We start from the raw sequence: 24404 nt of genomic DNA, 5'->3' as shown, positions 1-24404 counted from the left end.
TTTGTTACCGTCGCGGTCCCACCAGAAAATCGGCCGTGTGGCCTCTTTCAGCGGAGTCCGCAACCTGCTTCGATGTCACCAATTCGTATCCCAACCACTGAATCAAATGTCCCCACGCTTCTTCAATGCACGCAACACTTTCTTCCGGCAGCTCCGAACGCCAGCCGCCGGCTTTGGCCGCTCGCACGAACGGAATATCCTGTCGCGTGTCTTTGGTCGAAGAGAAAGCCTGCGCCTGCGATTTTTCGAGCTTGCGCATAGTATCCGCCGAACTGCGCTCTACGGCTTGGGCGATTCGATCGGGCGTCGCGGCAATATTCAGAAATGCCGCAACCTTCGCCAGTTCCGGCGCCGTATCGGCAACCATGTCTTCGTAGCGCAGCAACACAAAACCGCGTTGACCATGACGAGTGGCCAGCCAGCTGCCAACGTGCTCTCCCCATGATCCGTAGAAGCAGGTCTCGCCAGCGAGAAATTTCGTAACGAAATCAGAGAGCGGGAAACTATCCGCGACTAATTTGCGCTTGCGCTGGAAGTGGTATTGCGAAACCGCCACATCGCGCGGATCGCGCACGATGTAGATCACCTGTTTATATCGGGGATCAAAATACTGATGGCTCTTGATGATGCGAGGCCGCGGAATCCTCAGCAGATCGCGATTGCGCGTGACTTCCGGACCGGGGATCACGCCATTCACATTGGAAAAATCAATCTTCTCATTGGGGCGAACCAGATTCGCAATCAGAAATCGGGCCCAGGTGTTGCCTGACTTCGGGAACGAAACGAGAAACGTGTCGTCGGGAAAGACGGCGAGATTGCGTCCGGGACTGTGCAGTCCGAACACCCGCTTGGCTTCGACGATGGCACGCTTGAGCACCGAAATCTCCTAGCCCCGCGCCATGCGCGCCCCGTGCAACTTCGACAGGGACATGGCTTCGACCGCGCGGCCCCACAGAGCAACCAGCTGGCCGGTCACCTTCGGAGCGACTTTCAATCCCAGCAGCACCGCGCTTAATCCGGGCGCTTTCAATTTTTGATTGGCTTCCGCAAAAAGTTCGCGCGCTTTACCAAACTCGCGCTGCCCGAGCTGGCGTTTGCCCTCTTCCACCAGATAGCGAGTGCGGATCGCGTCCGCGCGCTTCTGTACCACTGCGCGTTGCGCGTCGTTGAGCGGAAGAACACTCTTGAACCGTTCGAGGATGCTCCAATAGGCCTCAATCATCTTCGATTTTTCCTGCGACATCGATCCGGGGCGGCCGATATACATATGCACAGTCAGCTTGCGGATGTATCCAATCTTCGCCCCGTGGAATGCGGTACGAACCCACATGTCGTAGTCGTCACAACGCGGGATCGTTTCATCGAAACCGCCTGCTTTCACAATGGAGGACTTGCGAACGACCACAGTTGATATCGGAATCTGGCATTGTTCCGTCACCAGCGTTTCAAATTTAGCTGTGCCGTTCGAAGGGCAGCGCACCATAAAAGGTGCCTCGCGCTCCGGATCACCCACCAATAGCGAATCACAATAGACTAGGTCGAGCGAAGAATCGTCCTTGAACTGCTTCATCTGCGACGCAAGATGCTCGGGATACCAGGTGTCGTCGCTGTCGAGGAATGCGAGAAACTCGCCGCGCGCCGCTTTGATCGCGGTGTTGCGCGCACCGGCACAGCGCTTGTTCTGCTGCTTGATGTAGACGATGCGGTCCATGTACGGCTCCAGAACTTTTTCCAGTTCCGGAGTGTCCGGCGAACCGTCATTCACGACGATCGCCTCAAAATCCTGATAGGTCTGCGCCATCACTGTGTCGAGGCAACGGGCGATGAGCGAAGCAGTCTTATAGCTGGGGATAATGACGCTGATCTTCGGGGTCGAATTGGCGGCAGCTGGCATGAATTCCCTATGGTCTACGATCTTTGTTTACGAACTGTGAAAAACAGTTTCTTTTTCTCCGGCAAGAATGTTGTTCACTGCTTCCACGCCCATCATCACCGAGTGATCCATGTTTCCAATCTCGTAACGCCACGCACCGAATCGGCCGCGCGAATAGACTCCCTTTTCGAGAAGCGCCGGTTGCATCACGCTCAATGCCTGGTCGCGTCCGAGCGTGGGGATCGGATACGAATAGTTCACGATTCGATGATAGCGGGAAACGATGTGTTGCCGGTCACTCTCTTCGAGAATGGTCGACTTGATCAGCCCGTCGATTACCTTGTCCAAAACCTTTTCCGGATCGGGATTCTCGCCGACCTTGAATGACATCTCGCACATCAGAGAACTGTAGGTGTTGGTGTCGCCGTTCGGGACGTTGTTGGGCGAATAGTGCGAGAAGTAGGTTGCGCGATAGCACGGCATGTCAGCGTCGGTAAAGTAAATCCAGCAGCGGCCCGTCTCGATCTTCCTCTTGAGTCCGATTCCCATGACCAGCAGATTGTTGTGTTCGAGTCCAGCGGATGCATCTACCAGCTTGCTGTTGTTCGGGCGAATCATCTTTGCGAGCAGATCGAGCGGCGCGGTTGAGATCAACAGATCGTACGTATCCCCAGTGCCATCGGCAAAAGAAACACGTCGACGCTCCAGGTCGACTTCCGCGAGTTGCTTTCCGTACTTGATCTTGTCGGGAAAGTGGGTGGCCATGCGACGATAGATTTCGCCAGTGCCACCATAGAGCGGAAATTTGAACTTGCTGTTCGGACCCCAGGCAACATCGTCGCGCTCGTAAAGAACATTTTCCAGCAACCGCTTGAAGTCCAGTACGGCCACGCGATCCGCGATCCATCCCTTTGACATCTGCTCCAGCGGTGTCGTCCAGACCTTTTCGTTGTACGGGAACATGAAAGCGTCGGCGATGCCCTCACCGAACGTAGCCAGAATCCAATCGCGAAAATTGCCCGCTTCCTTCCCTGTTCCGCTCGCGGCAGCCTTCGCCGCTCCCACCAGGCAACGGACTTGAACTTCTTTGGGCAGATAGCGCAGGTTGCTCTGGAAAGGATACGGAACCCAGCCGCCGTCCTTCACGATCCAGCTCTCGCGGATGCGCTCGTGGACTTCCTTGCCGAGCATGTCATCGATCAACTTGTCGAAGTAAGGGTAGTGCGAAAAAATGACGTGCCCACCCTCGTCCCAGACGAAGCCGTTCTTGTCGACGTGCGAGCAGGAGTGTCCGCCAACGCCGTCCGACTTCTCGTACAGAACCCAGTTCTTGTAGCCCAATTCGTTGAGCCGATAGGCGGCACCAAGCCCAGTTGGCCCAGCACCGATTACGACGATCTTCTTGTTATCCATAGCTTTCTATTCAGAGGATAAAATTGCTGATCCTAAAAGACTTAACTAAAACTGAACCGATCGCGGCGCGACCCGGATCCCGGATGCTTCTCGTCCCCACGACGGACAGGATTCGCCTTCGATTCTAGCATTCAGCCTTTTCCCATCGTCGGTTCCGGAAGTAACCCTTCGGATACCAACAACTTGCCGTGGGCACCGCCTTCAGCAGGGGAATAACTGCAATTCGCCAGCCTTCGCGAGTTCCGGCCCGCGTCTCCTCCCGCTGAAAACAAACCGTTTGAGGCGGTCAATGTTGTAGCGGATGGTCGTTAGTGTGCAAGGCATTGCAGTTTCGGGGAGTTGGTGGGTAGGTCCGTAGACCTCCCTGAGGCTGGTCCTATTTCTTCAGGTAGGGCTCTTCGGGCCGGGCTTGCCGCAGGACCGATTGCAATTGCAGTTCGAGTTCCCACACGGTGAACGGAAAATTCCCCCGTTTCATGATGCGCTGCGGTTCGCTACGAAGGTTGCCGCCACCGTACGCGGAAAATACGTTTTCATAGTGCGAACAGGCAATCTCCGCGGCGCGCGGCGAAATGTTTTTCGACAGGCCGTATGGAAATGAGAAGTGGGCGGTCGGTCCTAACATTTGCTTGAAGTCTTCCAGCGAGCCGGCGATCTCTGACTGCAGGAATGCTTCCTCGGTCGACCCGCAATCGGCGTGGTTGCGAGTGTGACTGGCAAGTTCGTAGCCACTGTGTCGCATGACCTCCAGTTGGTTCCATGTATTCGGGGGGAACCCGTGCTCGTTGAAAAGCTCGTCGTGGGCGAACTCTTTGCCTTTCGCGATGTGTTCCGTAGCCACGAAGTATCCAATGGAAACGCCAGTCTCTTCGCTGACCGCGCGCAGGTTGACGAAATTGTCTGCGTAACCGTCGTCGAAAGTAATCGCGACGGTCGGGACCGTGACCGGTCCTTCACGTATCAGGCGGACAGCCTCTCTCAAACTCACCACGCGGTAGTGCCGGAGCAGGTAGTTCACCTGGCGCAGAAAGTACGCCGTACCCACTCCGAAACGATGCGGGCGATCCGAGACCAGGTGGTGATACAAGATCATTACCGGAAAATCACGTTGGCGCTTGTGCTTCCGGTTACGAATCGCGACCGGAATCGCAAACAAAAGAGACTTGGCCAGCAGCTTCCAGCGCGGACGCCGGTACGGATTTCCGTAGCCCTTGCGGCGCGCCGCGAGTTGCTTCTTCATCTGGAGGAAATCCTCGGCGACCGGCGAACGGAGCGTCTTTCCAGTCCCGCTCTGGGGAGATTCCTTGACGTTTCCGAGCGCAAAATCGCGGATCGCCGCCACGATCAAGTCGGAACCCACCACGTCGGCCTTGAGCGCCAGGCTTTCGAGATCGTCGTACGGTTCAATCGGGATCGTCGCTGATCGAATCACACCACCGACATCGACCTTCGCTTCCACGCGATGGACGGTGACTCCAATCTCTGTCTGGTCATCGAGCAGTTCCCAGAGTCCAACCGCGCCGCCACCGCGGTAGTCCGGCACCTTGCGTTTGTGGATATTGATCGATCCCTGCGGCGGAATGTTATAGAGCACCGGCTTCAGGATGCGCGTTCCGAAGACGAGTCCGAGATCGGCGTTCACTCGCCGCACAAATGCCAGCGCTTCTTCCGAATGAATGTCGCGCGTGACCAGGAGTTCGGCGCCGATCTGCTTGCAGGTCTCGCCGAGATCGTCGAGGCCGTATCCCGTCTTGCCGTTTGGATATTTTGGTGCGGCGTGAATGATTCGAATCACGGACTCGAGAACGTTGTACGCATGACGCCCGATCGTGGCCCCAACGCGATGCGCCACATACTTCCAGTACGCGAAGCGCTTCATTTTCTTGCGCCAGTTCTCGATGCGCTGCTTGAGTGTCTTGGCGGGACGGCGTTCGTAGAGTACGCCTGTGACCCGCGCTTCCGGCGCGTCCCGCCGAATGCGCGCGATGATGCGGGCTACCTGTCGCGGGGGAACAGAGGAAAAAATGATGACGTTGAGCGGGTTTTCTGACATTTCGGTTCGTTCAGCCATTCTTGCAGAAGACTCGTCCGCGAGAGGTGGTGGGGCGTCCTTCGCTGTTCGTCGTTCGCGCTCCGCCTGGTAATGATCACACCGAGGGCCACGACACGCGCCCCCTCTTCTCTACATTACCTTATCTTCCCCTATAATTTGAGAGTGAGCATTACGAAGGTAAAACAGGTCGCCTCTGCAGAATTTCCCACCCGTTGGGGTCAGTTCCGGATTCATGGCTTCACCAGCGGATCCGCCAGCGGCGGCAAGATCGAAGAAGCGGTTGCGCTGGTGATGGGGGACGATCTCTCTAAATCTCCGCTCGTCCGCATTCACTCCCAGTGCCTCACGGGAGACGTGTTCGGGTCGCTCCGCTGCGACTGCCGCCAGCAATTGGAAATGGCGCTGTCCATGATTTCGAAGGAAGGCAGCGGCGTGCTGGTCTATGAACAGCAGGAAGGCCGCGGCATCGGACTGATGCCGAAGCTCCAGGCCTATGCCCTGCAAGACAGCGGACTCGACACGGTCGAAGCCAACGAAAAATTAGGTTTCAAGGCCGACCACCGCGAGTTTCAGCTTCCAGTGGAAATTCTGAAAGCACTCGGGATCAGGCAAGTGCGGCTGCTTTCGAATAATCCCGACAAGGTTGGAGCGTTGGAACGTGCGGGTATCCGGGTGACGGAGCGCGTCCCCTGCGAAGTCGCTCCCAGTAAGTACACGGAAGACTACCTCAAGACCAAAGAAGAGAAGATGGGGCATTTGTTTACCAAGCGTTGAACGGGCGCTCACAGCAAGTGTCGAAGCTTGGCCCTTTTTCTCGTTGGCAGTCTCCGTATCGCCGATCTCGCCAGAGCCACATACACAGAGCGGACTTCTGGATGCTTCTTCAAAACGCTCAAATGCCTCGCGACCGTCTCCACGTCCCCTCGAATGATCGGCCCGCTGAAAGAATGTTGCGGACCAAGGCGTGCATAATTTTCCAAAGTCTGACGGATGATCGGTAGACTCTTTCGCCGTGATTGCTCCCGAGTGAGTCCGGCGGCGCGAGCAGCTTCCTCCAGCGTCACGAGGAACGCCAGGAACAAGGGCGAAGTCATCGTAGCCCACGCATGGTAGGCCGCTTTGCGTGAAGCAGGGAGCACAAAGCTTTCGCCACCAAGATCATGCACCACTCGGCGCGCTATGCGAATCGCCGCAGCATCTCCCTCCATCGCAAATGGAACTCCAGCCAGTGAGGGGGTTCCCCCAGCGACGAACGTCATCAACGGATGAACCGAAGCGACGGCGATTCCCTGCTTGCGGAGCGCGTCAAGTTCGCGGCTGGCGAGGGCTCCGCTCGAATGGAGCGCGAATTTCACTTTGCCGGGCGCAGTCTTCGCGAGATTCTTGGCGGCCGTTCTGATCTCTTGATCTGGCACGCACAGCCAGATCAGATCGGCGCCAAGCCTTGCATCCTGCACCGTGACCGACCGTGCTCCAACTTTCTTAGCCAGACGTTGCGCGCGTCGGCGGGACGAAGGCGCATCTCGGCAGATAATTTCCGTAATCGCGTAACCGGATTTCTGCAGAGTGGGTGCCAGGAAATTTGCCAGACTCCCGGCTCCAACGATCGCTACTGGAGGCTTGCGAGTCACGGGCGCAGCATATCACTCCGAAGGCATGAATTATATTGTTGGCATGGCCAAGCCCAGCAAGTCGAAATCCAAGAAAGCGCGTGTCGTCTCGTCGCGCATCGCCTATAAGGGACCTGTTTTTACTGTCACCACCGATCATGTCGAAGAACCGGGTGGGGTGCGCGCGCGTCGCGACGTGATCTGGCATTCCGGATCGATCGTCGTGCTGGCAGTCGATGGCCCTGCATCGGATCCTCTCATCTTGCTGGAGCACCAATACCGGCACGCGGCTGGACAGATGATGTGGGAACTGCCGGCGGGAAGAATCGACGACGGGGAGCGAGAACTCGCCGCCGCCAAGCGCGAGTTGCTGGAAGAAACTGGATACAGCGCTAAAACATGGAAGAAGATCCTGCATTTTTACGTCAGCCCTGGCTTTCTCGACGAGACGATGGCGATCTACCTGGCGAAGGGTCTAGAGGCCGGCATCGCTCAACCAGAAGAAGATGAGAAGATCTTGACCCGCTTTGTCGCTCTCTCGAAAGCCGTACGGATGGTCCAAAACGGTCTGATTCGCGACGCCAAAACCATTGCAGGAGTCCTGTGGCTTGCACAGCAGGGCAGGAAGTATCGGTAGCAGTTCAGCCGCTAGCAAGCTTCCCTCAGGCGCTGAAGCGCACGGCAAGATACGCATCTTAACGGCAAGAGTGAACTCGTGCCCTTCCCTAAAGCTTCAGATTCGGAGCGTTCTGCAGGCTGCTATGCCTGCCGGATGTCCGAAAATCGGACAAAAACGCTGGTTTTTGTGCTCTGTTTCCTTGACAGTACCCCCCTTCCGCCGCACAATGCCTGCATAATTTTGCGGTCCCTGAAATTCGCCACCGTTTTCGGTGGAACCCGCAAAACTAGGGGGGCACGTGGAACGTCTGAAAGGTACCGTCAAGTGGTTCAACAACGCGAAAGGGTACGGGTTCATCGGGCGAGATGATGGACAACCGGACGTGTTTGTACACTACAGCGCGATCACCTCGGAGGGCTACAAGAGTCTTCAAGAGGGAGACAAAGTCGAATTCGAAATCACGCAAGGGCAGAAAGGCGCCCAGGCTGCAAACGTGACCAAGGCCTCCTAGGTCCAGGAGGTATTTTCCTCACGCCCAGATCATTCGTTCTCTCTGGCCGCAGGTAAGCGTGTGCCCGGCTGCTGTTGGAGTCGCCTTCGCATTGGCTTTTTCCTTTCAGATTCTGTTGGTTTTCCCTTCTAGCTTTCATTGCGAACTCTGCAGTCAAAAGCGTTTTGCGAAAAATTCGCGAAGAAGAACCGCAACGGCCACTCAACTTTCTCCTTCCAATCGCTCTCTGCCCCGCAACAGCGATACAATTTCCTCTTCCATGGATAACAAGTCGATCGCCACCGTACTCTACGAAACCGCTGACTTGCTCGAGATCGACGGTCAGGATTCGTTTCGCATCCGCTCCTATCGCAATGCTGCCGCCGCCATCGAGGCGCTCCCGCAACCAGTCACGGAACTGATCCTGGAACCGAAGCAACTCCTCGCGGTACCCGGGATCGGCAAAGGCATGCTCACGAACCTCCAGCAACTTCTGGGCGATGGAAGCCTCGAAACCCATGCAGGATTGCTCAAGAAATATCGTCCGACCATGCTGGAACTGTTGAAGATCCAGGGACTGGGGCCAAAGACAATTGCTCTAATCTGGAGCGCCTACCAGGTGAGCGACCTTGATGGCGTCGAGGCGCTGGCGCGTGAAGGCAAGATTCGCACGCTGCCGCGCATGGGAGAAAAGCACGAACAAAAATTATTGAAAGCGATTCAGGACTACCGCCGTATTGGCGGACGCTTCCTGCTTGAAACCGGCGAGAAGCTGGCCCAGAGCCTGGTCGAACATTTGATGAGTGTTCCTGGCGTGGAGCGAGTCACACCAGCCGGATCGTTGCGTCGCGGACGGGACACGGTGGGCGATCTCGATATTCTCGTCACCGGTCCGGCGTGCGCCGTGGACGAAACTCGCCAGAAGATTGTCGACCACCTCTTGAAGTTTCCGGGTTTGATGGAAATCATTGCCCAGGGAGAGAACAAAATCAGCTTTCGCCAGCGCAATGGCATGCAGGTCGATGTGCGCTTGCTGCCGCCGGAATCGTTCGGCGCCGCCATGCAGTATTTCACCGGCTCGAAGGCTCACAACGTCGCCTTGCGACAGCGCGCATTGAAAATGGGTTTCACTCTGAGTGAATACAGTCTGGCCGATCTCGAAACCGAAAAGCCGGTCGCGGGCAAGAGCGAAGAAGAAATCTACGCCAAGCTCAAACTCGACTTCATCCCTCCGGAACTTCGCGAGAACCTCGGCGAGATTGATGCCGCGGCGAATCATACCCTGCCGAAATTGCTCGAGCTATCCGACATTCGCGGCGACGTGCACATGCACACTGTGGAAACCGATGGCCGCAATACGATCGAAGAAATGGCCGAGGCGGCGCACGCACGCGGATATGAATACATGGCCATCACCGATCACTCCAAGAACCTCGCCTTCGCGAACGGCCTAACGGATGAGCGAGCCCTTCAGCACATTGAGCGCATCCATGCCGCCGCGAAGAAGTTCAAAGGCCTCCGGATCCTTGCCGGCATTGAAGTCGACATTCTCGTCGACGGTGCGCTTGATCTCTCCGACCCCGTGCTCGAAAAGATGGACATTGTGATCGCCAGCGTGCACTCCCATTTCAATCAGGACCGCGACACCATGACGGAGCGGCTCCTCAAGGCGATCGCCAATCCTAATGTGTCCGTGATTGGACATCCCACTGGCCGCCAGTTATTGCGCCGTGACGCCTACCCGTTCGACCTGGACGCTATCTTGAAGGCGGCTTTGAAACACAAAGTCGCCATGGAGTTGAACTCCTTCCCGGATCGGCTGGATTTGAGCGACGTCCACCTGCGGGCTGCCAAGCACCACGGCGTCAAGATCGTGATCAACACCGACTCCCATCACACGTCCCACCTCGAGAAGATGCGTTATGGGGTCACGCAGGCCCGGCGAGCCTGGCTGACCAGCGACGATGTCCTGAATGCCCTTCCTACGTCGAAGTTTGCCCAAGCGATGAAGCATGGCTGGTAAGATCGAGGGGAAAAGCTGGGCAAGAAATTTACCCACCGTTATACCCAAAGGGAATGCAATTTCTTTCACTTGGGCCTCCGAGCGAGAGGCGCCAGCAAATGGATTTTGGGTGTGTGCCTGTTTTCAATAACTTAGCGGCACTAATCAGCGAGGCTACGGTATTGGAATTGCACTCCCTAGGTGTTGGGCAGACTTTATAATGATTGAAAGAACAGGGACCCTTATCCCGCGACAGTGCTAGTGACTTGCGCGGCGAACGTGGGCGGGTGAGGGTTGAAATACAGCTGTAAGTATCTGAAGAGCCCCCCAACGAGTTCGAATATCAGCACAAATTTTTGGGTAAATATCCGGGAGGAACACTGCATTGACCGCTTCGACCAGTCACCTTATCGCCCCACATGGGGGAGAATTAGTCCAACTGCAAGTGCCGGCAGCGCGCGCCGCGGAGTTGAAAGCGCAATCGAAGGACTGGCCCTCGTGGGACCTGACGGCCCGACAGCTTTGTGATCTGGAACTGCTGATGAACGGCGGTTTCTCCCCACTTCGTGGGTTCATGAACCGCGCCGATTACGATGGCGTCTGCAAGGACATGCGGTTGGCCAACGGCACCTTGTGGCCGATGCCTATCACGCTTGACGTCACCGAAGATTTTGCCAAGAAACTCACCGCAGGAACCACCAAGATTGCATTGCGCGATCCTGAAGGCGTGATGCTCGCAGTCATGCATGTAGAAGATGTCTGGCAGCCGGATCGTACGGCCGAAGCGAAAGCCGTATTCGGTTCCACCAGCGCTGCCCATCCGGGCGCTGACTACGCCATCAACAAGTCGAACCCCTGGTATGTGGGCGGCAAAGTTGAAGGACTCCAGGAACCGTCGCACTATGATTTCCGCGAACTCCGTTTGACTCCCGAAGTGATTCGGGCGGAATTCCAGCGTTTGGGTTGGACCAAGATCGTTGCCTTCCAGACGCGTAATCCCATGCACCGCGCCCACGTCGAACTGACCATGCGCGCCGCCAAGCAGGTCGAAGCGAATCTCCTGATCCATCCTTCGGTCGGCATGACCAAGCCGGGCGACGTGGATTATTTCGTTCGTACCCGTTGCTACCAGCTGCTCCTTCCCAAGTACCCGCACGGCACCGCGAAGCTCTCCATGCTTCCGCTGGCCATGCGCATGGGTGGACCACGTGAAGCAGTGTGGCACGGGCTGATCCGCAAGAATTATGGCTGCACCCACTTCATCGTGGGCCGCGACCATGCGGGTCCGGGCAAAGATACGGACGGCAAGAATTTCTACGGCCCGTACGATGCGCAGGAGTTGTTCAAGAAACACGAAAAGGAAATGGGCGTCGTGATGGTTCCCTTCCAGATGATGGTCTATCTGGAAAACGAAGACCGCTACGTGCCCGCGGACGAAGTGCCGCAGGGCGCGAAGGTTCTCGACATCTCCGGGACCGAATTGCGCAACCGGCTGAACGAGGGCCGCGACATTCCGGCGTGGTTTACGTATCCGGAAGTCGTGCAGGAATTGCGTCGGAGTTATCCGCCGCGTCACAAGCAGGGCGTCACGATTTTCTTCACCGGACTCTCCGGCTCCGGAAAATCAACCATTGCCAACGCTCTCATTACGAAGTTCCTGGAAACCGGTGGACGTCCGGTCACGTTGCTGGACGGCGACCTGGTCCGGAAGAACCTTTCGTCGGAACTTGGATTCTCGAAGGAGCATCGCGACATCAACATCCGTCGCATTGGCTATGTTGCGTCCGAGATCACGAAGAACGGCGGCATCGCCGTCTGCGCACCGATCGCACCTTATGAGGCAACTCGTAAGGCGGTCCGGCAGATGATCGAGCCGTTCGGCGGGTTCATCCTGGTGCACGTGGCCACTTCGATTGACATTTGCGAACAGCGCGATCGAAAAGGTTTGTACGCCAAGGCTCGCGCCGGCATCGTGAAAGAGTTCACGGGCATCTCAGATCCGTACGAAACGCCCACGAACGCTGAAGTGATCATCGACACAGGGAAATTGAGCCCTGAAGAAGCCGCGCAAACCATCATTCTGCATCTGGAACGCGAAGGCTTCATCGGCGTCAACGGCAACAGCTAAGGATAAGTTCCCGGTTCTCGGTTCTCAGTAGCAACCCATCGCGACCTGAGAACTGGGACCGGTATCGAGAACTGAGCACTGAGAACTGCCTCATGGAACTTGTGCTGGCAAAGATTCTGATTGGCTTCGTGGTTGGAACGCTGATCGGGCTAACCGGATTGGGTGGCGGCGTGTTGCTGCTGCCCACTCTCATCTTTGGATTGCACGTCCCCGCCATTATTGCCGTCGGTTCAGACGCACTCTTCAATTTCTTTACTAAGATTCCTGCCAGCATCGTTCATCTGTCGCGCCGTACTGTTCGCCGGAAGGTCGTAGTGGCAATGGCTTGCGGCAGCATTCCCGGCTCGCTGCTTGGAGTATCGTTTCTTCAGCATCTACGGGTTTTGCATGGCGATGGAGTCAACGACTTCATCAAGTCCGCAGTCGGATTACTCCTGGTTTGCATTCCGACTCTGCTGTTGTTTCAGGGACGCATCGAAGAACACATGGCGAAACGGCAGCCTACGCTGAAATCGTTTGTCGGCATGGGCTTCATCGGATTGTTTGGCGGCTTCCTGGTCGGCATGACTTCGGTCGGTTCAGGCAGCATCATCATGATGCTGCTCTTGCTGTTCTACACCTACGCACCCAAAGTCATGGTTGGAACCGATATCGTGCACGCCGTAATCCTCACGGGCGTTACGAGTTTCTTGCATGCGCGACTCGGCAATGTCGATTTCACACTGGTCGGAACGCTTCTGATCGGGTCAATCCCAGGCGGTCTCGTCGGATCGTACTTGAGCACGAGAGTTCCCGTGCTTTGGCTGCGTAGAATCTTGTGCGCCGTGCTGCTGACGACCGGCGCAAAAATGCTGTGGGCGTGATAAGGCAGTTCTCAGTTGCCGGTTCTCAGTTCTCGGTGTTTTAACTAAGGACTTTTTGAGACTCTTATGAACGATACTCTACAAAGAATTCATGCCGCTCTGGAAGCGGCTCGCGAAGTATTGAACCGCTTTACACCGGGCGCGATCGAAGCGCAGTACAAGGTCGGGACGGATCCCGTCACCGAAGCGGACCGCGCCGTTGATGAAGTATTGAAGAAGAACCTTCTGCGCGATGGCGAAGGCTGGCTGTCCGAAGAAACGGTGGACGATTTTTCGCGCCTCGACAAGCAACGCGTGTGGGTGGTTGATCCCCTGGATGGAACCCGCGAATTCGTGCAGGGCATCCCGGAATTTTGCGTGTCGATTGCGATGGTAGAGAACGGTATCCCGGTCGCGGGCGGGATATGTAATCCCGCAACCGACGAACTCATTCTCGGATCGCGAGAGACCGGCGTCACCTACAACGGCAAGCCCGCACAGCCCAGCCAGCGCAAGGATTTGCATGGAGCGCTCGTACTCGCCAGCCGCAGTGAAGTGAAGCGCGGCGAGTGGAAGCAATTTGAAGCTGCGGAGTTCAATATTCGCCCGATGGGTTCGGTCGCCTACAAACTCGGCCTTGTGGCAGCGGGACGCGCCGACCTTACGTTCACTCTGGTTCCGAAAAATGAATGGGACGTCGCAGCGGGCGCTGCCCTGGTCGAGAGTGCCGGCGGATTCATTCTGACCCTTGACCAAACTCCGCTGCGTTGCAATCAGAAGAACCCGTTGCTCTCTGGATTGCTTGGCGGCGGCCCTCATCTGCGTGCCCCATTGCTTGCGATGCTGGACCGCCATGCGCAACCGGTAGGCGAAGAGAAGACGCGCTAGAATTCAGCAGCGGTCTCGATCGCGCACATTCATGGCTCCCTCACGCATTGTTTTCCTGATGTATCACGAACTGGAACTTCCGGGGCGGGCCCTTGTTCAGTCCGAGCCCGGATATGTTCGCTACATCCTTCCTGCCGATACGTTTCGGAGCCATTTGCAGTGGATGAAGGACTCGCGCTTTCGCGGGCTAAGTGTGAGCGAGGCGCTGCTGTATCCAACCACGCCCAGCGTCTGCATCACGTTCGATGACGGTTGCGAGACCGACTTGATTACGGCCGCACCCTTGCTGCAGGAGTTCGGTTTTCAAGCAACCTTTTACCTCACTACGGGATTTCTGGGATCTCCCGGCTACCTCACTCCGGACCAGGTTCGCCAGCTCGATTCTCTCGGGTTTGAGATTGGCTGCCACTCGATGACTCATCCCTATCTTTCCGATTTGTCTGACGCTGAACTCGGCCGGGAGATTTTCGATGCGAAGCTACAGCTCGAAGAAATCGTCGGCCATGCTATCGCGCACTTTTCCTGCCCAGGGGGACGTTATGACGGACGTACTCTGGAGACGGCTCGCCGTGCGGGCTTTCGCAGCGTTGCCACCAGCCGCTTCCATGCCAACTCGGCCTCGACCAGCGCGTATGAGTTGGGCCGGGTAGCCATGCTGCGCGACCTATCGTTGGAAGGCTTGTCCGCGACCTGCCAGGGTCGTGGCTTGTGGAAGAAGCAACTCCAGGATCAGACTCGGCAAAGTGTACGCCGCGTATTCGGGAACAGTGTCTACGACAAGCTGCGCGCTGCAGTGCTTGGCGATGGCCGCGAGTAACCAGACAGCGGTTACTTTCGTGTCTCCGATCCATCCCTTGTTCGTTTTCGCCTAAGGGGTTGCTCTTAGTCGAATCCCTGCAACAAGCGTCCAGAAATTGAGCTGCACTAGTTACTGATCAGATGCGTGATTGGACATGCATGCGCGCGAATCCGCGCCCAGCGCGGTGTCCCACTCGACATGTCCCAGTGCGTTGTACTTCCCATGCCCTCTTGGCATCTGTGCGCATTCGACATCCCGAAATAGATTCGATGCTGAGGACTCGAGCTAACGGTCCCCCAATTTGAAGTTATCGAGGCTCGCGATGTCCAAGTTGAACCGCAGTCGTTTTGGCGATATCACGGATTCTGATACAAGGACTTCTCATGGATTCCGCATCGTTGCGGGTGCCTTGTTATTAGCGTGCGTCGTGCTTACCGCTTCGTGCGGCTTTATCACACAAGATCAATCACAGAGCGGCGCCAACACCCTGACCCTGTCGGGACAATTCCCCGGCGGTGTAACGAATCAGGCCTACAACTCCGTCCTGACGGTGAGCGGCGGAGACGCGCCTTATCACTTCGCCGTCAAGTCCGGCACCCTGCCCAACGGCGTCAGTCTGAATCCGACGACTGGCTCAGTCTCTGGTACGCCCACGGCCGAGGGTTCTTATGTTTTCGAAGTCGAGGTCTCGGACGCGCCACAGACTCACCGCGGCGCCCAGAACTTTTCGATCTCCGTTACTGGCCCGGGTAAAGGCGTCCGGGTGACCGTGTCCCCGGGGACTGCTAACATCCTTTCCGGACAAACCCAGGCATTTACCGCAGCCGTCACCGGCACTGACAACAGCGCTGTGATTTGGACTTCATCGGCTGGAACGATCTCCAATAGCGGCGTACTGACCGCCCCGAATGTGACCGTGGTAACGAATGTTTCCGTCACCGCGACCAGCAAGGCAGACGCCAAGGCGCAAGGTGCAGCCACCGCCGTAGTCGAACCTGCGAACAATCAGGGCCTGGCAATCAACACCGGCAATCTGCCTGACGGCCGCACCGGAAATGCATACGACGCTTCGCTGACTGCCACCGGTGGCACCCAACCTTACAGTTGGACGGTCGCGGGCGGGAACATTCCTCAGGGAGTTGCGTTGTCGCAAAGTGATGGCCAACTGGCAGGCATGCCCGGAACAGCAGGCGGCTACAGCTTCACCATCAAAGTGACCGACGCAAAGGCGCAAGCTGCCAGCAAAACGTTTTCGTTGAACATCGCGGCCGGCGGCAATCTTGACGGCCCGGCTGAACTGCCGCGCGCGACCGTGTCGAGTTCCATGTCGGACACGCCGGCACCGGGAGCCACCATCGCAGTCAACGCCGGTGGAGACCTGCAGACGGCGCTGAACAACGCGCATTGCGGCGATACGATCGAACTCCAGGCGGGCGCAACCTTCCCGGGGAGTTTTGTTCTGCCAGCCAAGAGTTGCGACAAATCGCATTGGATCATCATCCGCAGCAGTGCTTCTGACGGCTCTTTACCAGCAGAGGGAAAGCGCGTCAGTCCATGTTTTGCGGGAGTCGGATCCTTGCCCGGACGTCCGCAATTCACTTGCTCGAATCCACAAAAAATACTTGCGAAGCTCGAATACAACAAGACCGCGGATGGACCATTCATCCTTAAGAACGGCGCCAATCACTACCGCTTGCTGGGACTCGAACTGACCCGGACGGCGGGTGGACGAATGGCTCCGACGCTTATCGGAGTAGAGCCCGGTGGCGTGGCCGACCACATCATCATCGATCGTTCCTGGTTGCATGGAACCGCGCAGGATGAAACGCAACTCGGCGTTTCGCTGAACGGCACGAATTTTGTCGCCGTGGTCGATTCCTACTTCAGCGACTTCCACTGCACGTCGGGAACAGGAACATGTTCGGATTCGCACGCGGTTGCTGGAGGCATCGGCAGCCACCTGGATGGTCCGTTCAAGATCGAGAACAACTTCCTCGAAGCCTCGGGTGAATCCGTGTTCTTCGGCGGCGGCGCAGCAACCGTCACCCCGGCGGACATCGAAATTCGCCGCAATCATATTTACAAACCGTGGCAATGGATGCCGGGCAACCCGAAATTCGTCGGTGCGCCCGATGGCCATCCGTTTGTCGTCAAAAACCACATCGAACTGAAGAACGCAACACGCGTCCTCATCGAAGCCAATGTGATGGAGAACACGTGGGGAGGCTTCAGTCAGACCGGATTCGGACTGCTGCTCAGCCCCAAGAGCCAGCACACCCGGAACAATGGCAACGTTTGTCCAATGTGCCAAGTCACGGACATTACGATCCGCTACAACCGTATTTCGCACGCAGCGGGCGGCATGCAGCTCGCCACTTCGATGTCGGGAAATGGCGACGGAGGCGGGCCGGCGTACCTGGGAGCCCGCTGGAGTATCCATGACGTGGTCATGGACGACATCAACAAGAACTACGTTGGCGGCGGCTCGTTGTTCGAGATCGTAAATGGCTGGCCGGCCAATCCGCTCAACACACTCACCATCAACCACATCACCGGCTTCCCTGACGCGGACAGCCATCTGTTCATCATGGGCAACAAGTCCGAGAACCCGTCGATGCATTCCTTCGTGTTCACAAACAATCTGGTCACAACCGGCCGCTATCCAGTGTGGAACTCGGGCGGTGGCAAGACCAGTTGCGCGTACTCGGACACACCTGTCACCAGCATCGCAACCTGTTTCACCAGCTACTCTTTTGGAAATAACGCGCTGCTGAATAATCCTCAGCAGTTTCCGCCTTCGGTCTGGCCGACCGGAAACATGTTTGCTCCGGACACCAAGAACGCAGGCTTTGTGCAGTTCAACAACGGGATCAACGGCAACTATGAACTGCAGTCCAACAGTCCGTACAAGAACGCCGGCACCGATGGCAAGGATCTCGGAGCCGACATCGCGGGCCTTGACGCAGCCCTGGCAGGCGTCAACTAACCTACCTTAGTCAGTGACGATGAAGTCCGCGGCTCGCCGCGGACTTCCTTTTTTGCCGACAACTTTAACGTTGCGATCGCATCCAAGAAGCCTGGGCCGTGCATGCTATCATCGCTCTACTGGGTACGAAAACCGCAGGCCCGCCACGGCGTTGCGGTCGGGGCGTGGATTTAAGGAAACGTCATCATGGCTCCGAAAACTGTGTTGCATTCCGATTATCGATCCCCGTTTGCTACTTTTTTCCTTCGCTGCCTGGTCTCTTCTTGCATCATTCTCTGCGGTCGCACACTCGTCGTGGCCGCCACTCCTCCAACATCCGAGAATGCGTACTGCGCCAAGGGCGATGTTCCCAAGTTCGGCGACAAGGATGGTCCCGCGCAGTTACCTACCGCCTGCTACTACACAGGAATGGACGGAACACCCTCGCCCGGCAAGCAGATCCGCGTATCGGGAAAATCGGATCTCGGATCCGCGCTGGACAGCGCCAAATGCGGAGACACGATCCTTCTGCCCGCAGGATCCTCTTACGAAGTCAGTGACCTTCCCTCCAAGAAATGTGACGACCAGCACTACATAACCGTACGCACTGACACCACGGATGCAAAACTACCACCCGAAGGATCGCGCATCTCCCCTGCATGGGCAGGAGTCGCACAGTTGCCGGGGCGGCCACCCTTCGCGCAGCCAGAGGGCGGCCCGGCCAAGCTCATGGCGACGCTGGTGGTCAGACGTCCTTCCGGCGCGATGGTTGGGGATCATTACCGGTTCATCGGTATTGAGTGGACTACGGATGGGAGCGCCAGCATCGGACGCCTGATCAGCACGGAAGGCTCGGACCACATCATTTTCGATCGCAACTGGATCCATCCCGCCGAAGGTGCGGAAGTTGGCAAAGGCGTGGGGATGATCCAGAGTGCAAGAGTGGTCGCGGTCATCAATTCTTATTTACATGGCTTCAACTGCATTGCGCGATCGGGCAAGTGTACGGATGCATCCGCTGTCGGTGGCGGCAACGGCAATAGTCCAACCGGCACCTTCAAAATTGTGAATAACTTTCTCGAAGCCTCGGGACAAAGCATCCTGTTTGGCGGAAGCGGGGCCACCGTCAACCCGACCGACATCGAGATTCGCCGCAACCATTTGTTCAAGCCCATGTTCTGGAAGGAAGACGTGCCGGGGTACAAACCTGCCTCCACGGGCGACCCTTACATCGCGAAAAATAATTTCGAATTGAAGAACGCGCAGCGCGTTCTGCTCGAAGCGAATCTGCTGGAGAATTCCTGGGGAGGCTTTAGTCAGACTGGCTTCTCGATTGTGCTGAGTCCGAAGAACCAGGGAAATCGCTGCCCGAAATGCCAGGTCACGGATATCACGATCCGTTACAACCGCATTCGGAACGTCGGTGGCGTATTCGAAATCCAGAATGGATTGTCAAAAGCCGGCGGCGAATCGGCGGGCGGCGGAAACTACAGCATCCACGATGTCATTGCCGATAACGTGCACGATCAGGAGTACAAAGGACACGGCGCGTTCCTGACCATTCTGTCGAACACACCACCGGTCCATGATGTGTGGTTTGATCACATGACCGCGTTTGTCCCCGGCCCGGTGATGACCGTCAGGAGCGTCGACGGAAAGATCAGTGGCTTCCGGATTACCAATAGTGTCTTCTCGACCGGCGATCGTCGGCCGGGATTCGCCTCAGCAGGCGGTGGCAAGGACAGTTGCGCTGGAGCTGCCCAGAAAATGGGCGCGGCGGCGGTCTTGGAATCATGTTTTACCAACTACAAATTTGAAAAGAATCTCATCATTGGCGGGCGTGGCTGGCCCTCCGGGACGATCACTCCTTCCGAAGGCGGAGCCGCCATCCGCGACCTGAAGGACGGCATCAGCCGCAACGCACGGCTGTGTCGCGATAAGAGCGCCGGGTGCAGCAAGACTTCGCCGGGCGCCGGCGCTGCCAGCAACGGGCAGGACGTTGGCGCTGATGTCGATGCTGTCGAAGCGGCGATTGCAGGGGTCGAATAAGCCTTGCAAGCGGTAACCTTCGTAATCAGTGTCTTCCGCAGCTCATCCGCTTTCCGCGCCGGAAGTGCGTGGTAAGATTTTCTTACGTTGCCGGCCCCGAATTCCAACGATCGCGAGCGTAGTCCCGTCTTCGTGATGGGATGTCATCGTTCTGGAACTAATCTTCTCTACGACATGCTGCTTTCCTCGGGCGGATTCGCGATCTATCGCGGCTATTTGCCGATCTACAAGACCCTGGTTCCACTCTACGGCTCCATGGAGAGTCGCGCGAACCGCGAGAAGATCGTGGCAACATGGCTGCGCAGCAAGGGTTTCCGCCGGACTGGATTGGACGCCGAACCACTCGCGACGAAGATTCTCAACGACTGCCGCAACCCCGGAGACTTCATCCGCACCGTGATGGATGACGTTGCCCGCAGCCAGGGTGTGCCGCGCTGGGCCGTATACGATCCGGACAATGTGCTCCACATGGAGCGCGTGAAAGCCGATATTCCCAACGCGCTATTTGTCCATATCATCCGCGATGGCCGCGACATCGCACTGTCGCTGAAAAAAATGGGTGGATTCTCCCCGCTCCCGTGGGACCGAGCCCAGACGCCAAGCCTGGTTGCGACCGCGTTGTACTGGGAATGGATGGTACGTAAAGGGCGGGAACACGGCGCAAGGTTTCCGTCGGACTACATCGAGATTCACTACGAGGATCTCATCACCAAGCCGCAGGAGACTCTGCAAAAGCTCGGTGGGTTCATCGATCACGACCTGGACTACGAAAAAATTCGCACCGCGGGACTGGGCCGTGTTTCAGAGACTAATTCTTCCTTCCGCGAAGAAGGCAAGAAAGAAGATCTCAAGCCGTTGGGCCGATGGAAAGAGCGACTATCGCCGCACGATGTCGCCGCAATCGAGGCAGCCGTTGGCAAGTGTCTCGAACAGACCGGGTACGAGTTGTCTTTGCCCGCAGAGCAACGGTCGGGCGGAATTCGCGGCGCGATGATGCAGGCTGTATATCCGACTTTTTTGAACACCAAGCTGTGGCTGAAAATGAATACCTCGGTGGGCCGTATGTCAGATACGTCCGCTCTCGAACTGGAAGACGAAACAGCCGCCGTAGCCCAATCGGCGCGGCCCTGAGCCATCGACATGAATCCTGCGCCTGGAACACTCGAGAAATCCGCAACGGAGGCCACTCGGCCCCCGGACGTGCATTTCAGGCCTCCAGTGTTTGTATTGGGATGCGGGCGATCGGGAACCAAACTCCTGTATCACACGCTTCTATCAGCGGGAGGCTTCGCGGTTTATCACGCCGAGAGTAACGCGTTCAATCTGATCGGCCTGCGCTTTGGAGATCTCGCCGAGCGTGGGAATCGCCGTGATCTTCTCGACCACTGGCTGCGCAGCAAACTCTTCTACCGCTCCGGCCTGACACGGGAAGAAATCGAACCCAGAATTCTTGAAGAGTGTCATGACGCTGGCGATTTTCTCCGCATCCTCATGGAAACGATTGCTCGGAAGCAGGGCGTGACCCGCTGGGCCGAGTGCACACCGTTGCACCTGCTCTATCTGCCGCTGATCAAGAAGTTGTTTCCGGCCGCAAAGATCGTTCACATCGTTCGCGACGGACGCGATGTAACGGTATCTCTCGACCGCATTGGTTGGATCAAGCCTTTCTCATGGGACCGGAAACGGCGAGTGCTGGCACCAGCCATCTTCTGGAAATGGATTGTCAGTAAAGGTCGGCGCTACGGAAGCCGCATGGGTTCCGACTACATGGAAGTGCACTACGAAGACGTCGTCGAACAACCTCGCGAAACCCTGGCCCGCATCGGTACCTTCATCGACCACGATCTCGACTACGACCGCATTCAACAACATGCACAAGGATCGATGGTCGATCCGAATTCTTCGTTTCGTGGCGATGGCCAGGAAAAGGAATCCAACCCTGTCGGACGATGGAAAACCGTGCTCTCAGCGGAAGAAGTCGCCCAAGTAGAAGGCTTGATTGGCGACACTCTGCAGAAGACCGGCTACGCGCTGGTTACACCTGCAGACAAGAAACACTCCAGTTTTCCTGTGAGCCTGATGGGACTGATCTATCCGATCTATTTTGATGTGAAGTTGTGGTTCAAGACTTACACGCCGCTCAAAAAGACTGCGGATATAGGCCGCATGGGCATTTCGGACCCACCCACAAACTAGTCGTCGGCCGGACGTTCTGCGCTCGTTCGACTCCCCTGCAGCCATCCCAACAATTTCTGCTTACGCGCAAACATGTTACGGGCTTCGTTGCGCAGCGTTCCCACAATTTGATAGCGCGATTTCGTAAACCAGGGCACGCGGTAAGGAGTGCAGCCGTATTTCTCTTTGTAGACTCCCTCGCCGCCCCAATCGAAAATGGTGACGCCACGCTGTTTCCAATAGCGCAACGCATACCAGTGACACGCCTCATTGGGACGAAAATTCTGATAAGCGCGAAAGCTCGCGTTTCCCCAGAACTCGGCGATCTTGTTAAAGCCCGGATAAATTCCGGTCGCGATGCACTTCCCCTCTGGATCGCGTGCCCGGATCAACAAGACGTTGCCACTCGGTTCCACGTTTCGGACCAACGCTCGCACACGGTCAACGGTGTAGGTCGGCACCAGGCTCTGTTTCGCAAAGACATCTTTCAACTGCTCGTAATATTCGTCTGCAAACCCGAGATCGTGGGCCTCTTCGATCTTGACGCCGCTTTTTTCTGCTTTGCGAACGCAGCGACGGCAGGCGCTGTCCATGCTGTTGAACAGTTCATCTTCGGACTTGGTCAGATCGGTGCGGTAGGAACCGTAGAATTCAGCATTGAAGCCGAGCCCTTCGGCGTCTTCAAAGGTGAAGTGGGCGTCTGAAATTTCCATGTGCAGGCATTTCAGGTCGTCCCACGCAAATTTTTCCAAGGCTTCGAGCGCGCTGCGACGAGAAACACCGGGATTGAGATTGAAACCAATGTAAGGGGTGGTCCACCCCGGAAACGAACCTCCGAGTACCTTGAGGCCAAACTTCGAAACGGTTAGCCCCGTGAAGTATCCGAGTACATCACTCCCCTCGCGCAGTTCGGCCAATACCGGGGTTGCATTCTGCGACTCGCGCACAAATTGCAGCCATGCCCGCGTTTGAAACACGGTACGGTCTGCGAAGCTATCCAGATGCTTCCAGTCGGCTGCCTGGAAATCGATGGCGTGAAGCTTCATCTCTAGGCAGCGCTCCCGGCTACCAGCACATTCCTTCGTACGTTTTTGCGCCTACCGGACGCCGTGCTGGATCAAGGTGGACCAGATCGATCACGATCTGTTCCGGCTTCAGGTATTTCGCTAATTGATCTTTGGTGGCCGACTTGTTTCCCAGGATGACGACCTCAGCACCGCGCAGAACGCCTTCCAGGTCATCCGTAAGCACGGATCCAATGTGCGGAATCACTTCCTCGATGTACTGGCGATTGGCGCCCGCGATACGTCCGAGAGAAACATCTTCGTCCCAGATGCGCACTTCCAGCCCTTCGCCCATCAGTCGCTTGATCAACTGCACCTGCGGGCTCTCACGCAGATCGTCGGTGCCGGCCTTGAAGCTCAGTCCAAGTTGCGCGATCTTTTTCTTGCCGGTATCCAGCACCATTTCAACAGCGCGGTCAACATGCTCTGCATTGCTCGGCATGAGCGATTCGAGCAATGGCAGTTTCAGATCGAGTTCCTTCGCCTTGTAGGTGATCGCGCGCAGATCCTTGGGTAGGCAGGAGCCTCCGAACGCAAAGCCCGGCGACAGGTATGCCGGCGAAATATTCAACTTGGTATCGGATGTGAAAATCTTCGTCACGGTTTGCGCATCCACGCCAAGATGCTTACACATCGTGCCCATCTCGTTCGCAAAACCAACCTTCAGCGCGTGATAGCAATTCGAAAAATACTTGACCATCTCCGCAACCGGGATCGAGGTTTCATACAGAGTGCCGGGCGTGTCTTTGTAGAGCTCGCGCAGTGGCGCCAGATGATTAGTGTCGCTCGCGCCGAGAATGGTGTACGGCGGGTTGAGGAAGTCGGCAACGGCACTACCCTCGCGCATGAACTCGGGGTTATAGCAGACGGTGAAGTCACGGCCGCATTTCTTGCCACTTGCTTCTTCAAGAATCGGAAGGACTATGCTTTCGGTTGTCCCCGCCAACACAGTACTGCGCAACACGAACACGTGCGGCGCTTTCTTCTGGCGGATAGCCGCGCCAATCTCCCGGGCAACGTTCTCAATGTGGCTGAGGTCGAGTTTGCCGTTCTTCAGGCTGGGTGTTCCCACGCAGACGAATGACACATCGGAATTCAAGACGGCATGAAGCGCGTCGGTGGTGGCCTGCAGGCGTCCGGCCTTGTGGGCTTCCGCCACCAGTTCCGACATCCGGGCTTCAACGATCGGGGTGCGCCCTGAGCCCAGCATGTCGACTTTGGCGCGGCTCACGTCTACTCCGATGACCTTGTGGCCCATTGAGGCGAAGCAAGCGGCCGAGACCGACCCTACGTATCCCAACCCGAAAATACTGACAGACAAACCCATTCGTTCTCTCCTCACAATTTCGCCCGATGGCGTTGAAATCTCGATGAAATTGGACTTCTGAACTATACCAACCCAACCCAATACCAGAGCAACCAGTTCACCATAAC

Annotated in this window: 19 protein-coding genes; 12 read left to right on the top strand and 7 right to left on the bottom strand. The window is 56.9% G+C overall.

The features are described from left to right. Window positions 1-4 precede the first annotated feature (4 nt). The 4 genes from HY010_08070 to HY010_08055 form a co-directional block, all read right to left on the bottom strand. A complete protein-coding gene (locus HY010_08070) occupies window positions 5-877 on the bottom strand; it encodes a sulfotransferase domain-containing protein (GenBank protein ID MBI3475676.1) in 873 nt (290 codons plus the stop codon). Between the two features lie 9 nt (window positions 878-886). Beyond that, window positions 887-1894, bottom strand: coding sequence for a glycosyltransferase family 2 protein (locus tag HY010_08065; GenBank protein MBI3475675.1), 1008 nt, complete (start codon window positions 1892-1894; stop codon window positions 887-889). A 27-nt stretch (window positions 1895-1921) separates the two neighbouring features. Next, on the bottom strand, window positions 1922-3286 hold the full coding sequence (locus HY010_08060) for an FAD-dependent oxidoreductase (GenBank protein MBI3475674.1): 1365 nt from the start codon (window positions 3284-3286) through the stop codon (window positions 1922-1924). A 376-nt stretch (window positions 3287-3662) separates the two neighbouring features. Further along, on the bottom strand, window positions 3663-5357 hold the full coding sequence (locus HY010_08055; GenBank protein MBI3475673.1) for a polysaccharide deacetylase family protein: 1695 nt from the start codon (window positions 5355-5357) through the stop codon (window positions 3663-3665). A gap of 72 nt (window positions 5358-5429) precedes the next feature. On the opposite strand from HY010_08055, the gene ribA reads away from it, so the two are divergent. Next, entirely contained in the window at window positions 5430-6113 is a 684-nt protein-coding gene (gene ribA, locus HY010_08050) for a GTP cyclohydrolase II (protein ID MBI3475672.1), read from the top strand. A gap of 8 nt (window positions 6114-6121) precedes the next feature. Here the strand turns inward: ribA and HY010_08045 are convergent, their stop codons facing one another. After that, window positions 6122-6970, bottom strand: a complete 849-nt coding sequence (locus tag HY010_08045) for a DUF2520 domain-containing protein (protein MBI3475671.1) — start codon at window positions 6968-6970, stop codon at window positions 6122-6124. Window positions 6971-7013: 43 nt separating this feature from the next. On the opposite strand from HY010_08045, the gene HY010_08040 reads away from it, so the two are divergent. From HY010_08040 to HY010_07990, 11 genes are all read left to right on the top strand, one after another. Continuing rightward, a complete protein-coding gene (locus HY010_08040) occupies window positions 7014-7586 on the top strand; it encodes an NUDIX hydrolase (protein ID MBI3475670.1) in 573 nt (190 codons plus the stop codon). Between the two features lie 289 nt (window positions 7587-7875). Beyond that, window positions 7876-8079: a cold shock domain-containing protein gene (locus HY010_08035; GenBank protein MBI3475669.1), complete on the top strand. Its 204-nt coding sequence runs from the start codon at window positions 7876-7878 to the stop codon at window positions 8077-8079. Between the two features lie 259 nt (window positions 8080-8338). Further along, a complete protein-coding gene (polX, locus tag HY010_08030; GenBank protein ID MBI3475668.1) occupies window positions 8339-10081 on the top strand; it encodes a DNA polymerase/3'-5' exonuclease PolX in 1743 nt (580 codons plus the stop codon). A 364-nt stretch (window positions 10082-10445) separates the two neighbouring features. Continuing rightward, window positions 10446-12188 (top strand): bifunctional sulfate adenylyltransferase/adenylylsulfate kinase, encoded by a 1743-nt coding sequence (locus HY010_08025; GenBank protein ID MBI3475667.1) that lies wholly within the window; start codon window positions 10446-10448, stop codon window positions 12186-12188. Between the two features lie 92 nt (window positions 12189-12280). After that, window positions 12281-13051: a sulfite exporter TauE/SafE family protein gene (locus HY010_08020; GenBank protein ID MBI3475666.1), complete on the top strand. Its 771-nt coding sequence runs from the start codon at window positions 12281-12283 to the stop codon at window positions 13049-13051. A 66-nt stretch (window positions 13052-13117) separates the two neighbouring features. Then, entirely contained in the window at window positions 13118-13918 is an 801-nt protein-coding gene (locus tag HY010_08015; GenBank protein ID MBI3475665.1) for a 3'(2'),5'-bisphosphate nucleotidase CysQ, read from the top strand. Between the two features lie 31 nt (window positions 13919-13949). Beyond that, window positions 13950-14735: a polysaccharide deacetylase family protein gene (locus HY010_08010; GenBank protein ID MBI3475664.1), complete on the top strand. Its 786-nt coding sequence runs from the start codon at window positions 13950-13952 to the stop codon at window positions 14733-14735. Window positions 14736-15039: 304 nt separating this feature from the next. Continuing rightward, complete coding sequence (locus tag HY010_08005; GenBank protein ID MBI3475663.1) at window positions 15040-17703, top strand: putative Ig domain-containing protein; 2664 nt, start codon at window positions 15040-15042, stop codon at window positions 17701-17703. Window positions 17704-17889: 186 nt separating this feature from the next. Next, window positions 17890-19731 (top strand): hypothetical protein, encoded by a 1842-nt coding sequence (locus HY010_08000; GenBank protein MBI3475662.1) that lies wholly within the window; start codon window positions 17890-17892, stop codon window positions 19729-19731. 87 nt (window positions 19732-19818) lie between these two features. Further along, window positions 19819-20862, top strand: coding sequence for a sulfotransferase (locus HY010_07995; protein ID MBI3475661.1), 1044 nt, complete (start codon window positions 19819-19821; stop codon window positions 20860-20862). A gap of 9 nt (window positions 20863-20871) precedes the next feature. After that, complete coding sequence (locus tag HY010_07990; GenBank protein ID MBI3475660.1) at window positions 20872-21927, top strand: sulfotransferase; 1056 nt, start codon at window positions 20872-20874, stop codon at window positions 21925-21927. Here HY010_07990 and HY010_07985 read toward each other — a convergent pair. After that, window positions 21924-22952 carry a GNAT family N-acetyltransferase gene (locus HY010_07985; protein ID MBI3475659.1) on the bottom strand — a complete coding sequence of 343 codons (1029 nt, stop codon included), beginning with the start codon at window positions 22950-22952 and terminating at the stop codon, window positions 21924-21926. The two genes, HY010_07990 and HY010_07985, sit on opposite strands and share 4 nt — an antisense overlap. Before the next feature lie 19 nt (window positions 22953-22971). Further along, a complete protein-coding gene (locus HY010_07980) occupies window positions 22972-24291 on the bottom strand; it encodes a UDP-glucose/GDP-mannose dehydrogenase family protein (protein MBI3475658.1) in 1320 nt (439 codons plus the stop codon). Window positions 24292-24404 lie beyond the last annotated feature (113 nt).

Source organism: Acidobacteriota bacterium, from assembly GCA_016196065.1.
Taxonomy (GTDB): Bacteria; Acidobacteriota; Terriglobia; order Terriglobales; family Acidobacteriaceae; genus Acidiflorens.
This window is presented reverse-complemented; position numbering and strand designations above follow the sequence as displayed.

What these genes read in the sequence shown, in the direction of transcription:
- HY010_08040 (MBI3475670.1), top strand. Translation starts at nt 7,014, where the DNA reads ATGGCCAAGCCCAGCAAGTCGAAATCCAAGAAAGCGCGTGTCGTCTCG.
- HY010_07990 (MBI3475660.1), top strand. Translation starts at nt 20,872, where the DNA reads ATGAATCCTGCGCCTGGAACACTCGAGAAATCCGCAACGGAGGCCACT.
- polX (MBI3475668.1), top strand. Translation starts at nt 8,339, where the DNA reads ATGGATAACAAGTCGATCGCCACCGTACTCTACGAAACCGCTGACTTG.
- HY010_08060 (MBI3475674.1), bottom strand. Translation starts at nt 3,286, where the DNA reads ATGGATAACAAGAAGATCGTCGTAATCGGTGCTGGGCCAACTGGGCTT.
- HY010_08015 (MBI3475665.1), top strand. Translation starts at nt 13,118, where the DNA reads ATGAACGATACTCTACAAAGAATTCATGCCGCTCTGGAAGCGGCTCGC.
- HY010_08005 (MBI3475663.1), top strand. Translation starts at nt 15,040, where the DNA reads ATGTCCAAGTTGAACCGCAGTCGTTTTGGCGATATCACGGATTCTGAT.
- HY010_08055 (MBI3475673.1), bottom strand. Translation starts at nt 5,357, where the DNA reads ATGGCTGAACGAACCGAAATGTCAGAAAACCCGCTCAACGTCATCATT.
- ribA (MBI3475672.1), top strand. Translation starts at nt 5,430, where the DNA reads ATGATCACACCGAGGGCCACGACACGCGCCCCCTCTTCTCTACATTAC.
- HY010_08000 (MBI3475662.1), top strand. Translation starts at nt 17,890, where the DNA reads ATGGCTCCGAAAACTGTGTTGCATTCCGATTATCGATCCCCGTTTGCT.
- HY010_07985 (MBI3475659.1), bottom strand. Translation starts at nt 22,952, where the DNA reads ATGAAGCTTCACGCCATCGATTTCCAGGCAGCCGACTGGAAGCATCTG.
- HY010_08065 (MBI3475675.1), bottom strand. Translation starts at nt 1,894, where the DNA reads ATGCCAGCTGCCGCCAATTCGACCCCGAAGATCAGCGTCATTATCCCC.
- HY010_08020 (MBI3475666.1), top strand. Translation starts at nt 12,281, where the DNA reads ATGGAACTTGTGCTGGCAAAGATTCTGATTGGCTTCGTGGTTGGAACG.
- HY010_08010 (MBI3475664.1), top strand. Translation starts at nt 13,950, where the DNA reads ATGGCTCCCTCACGCATTGTTTTCCTGATGTATCACGAACTGGAACTT.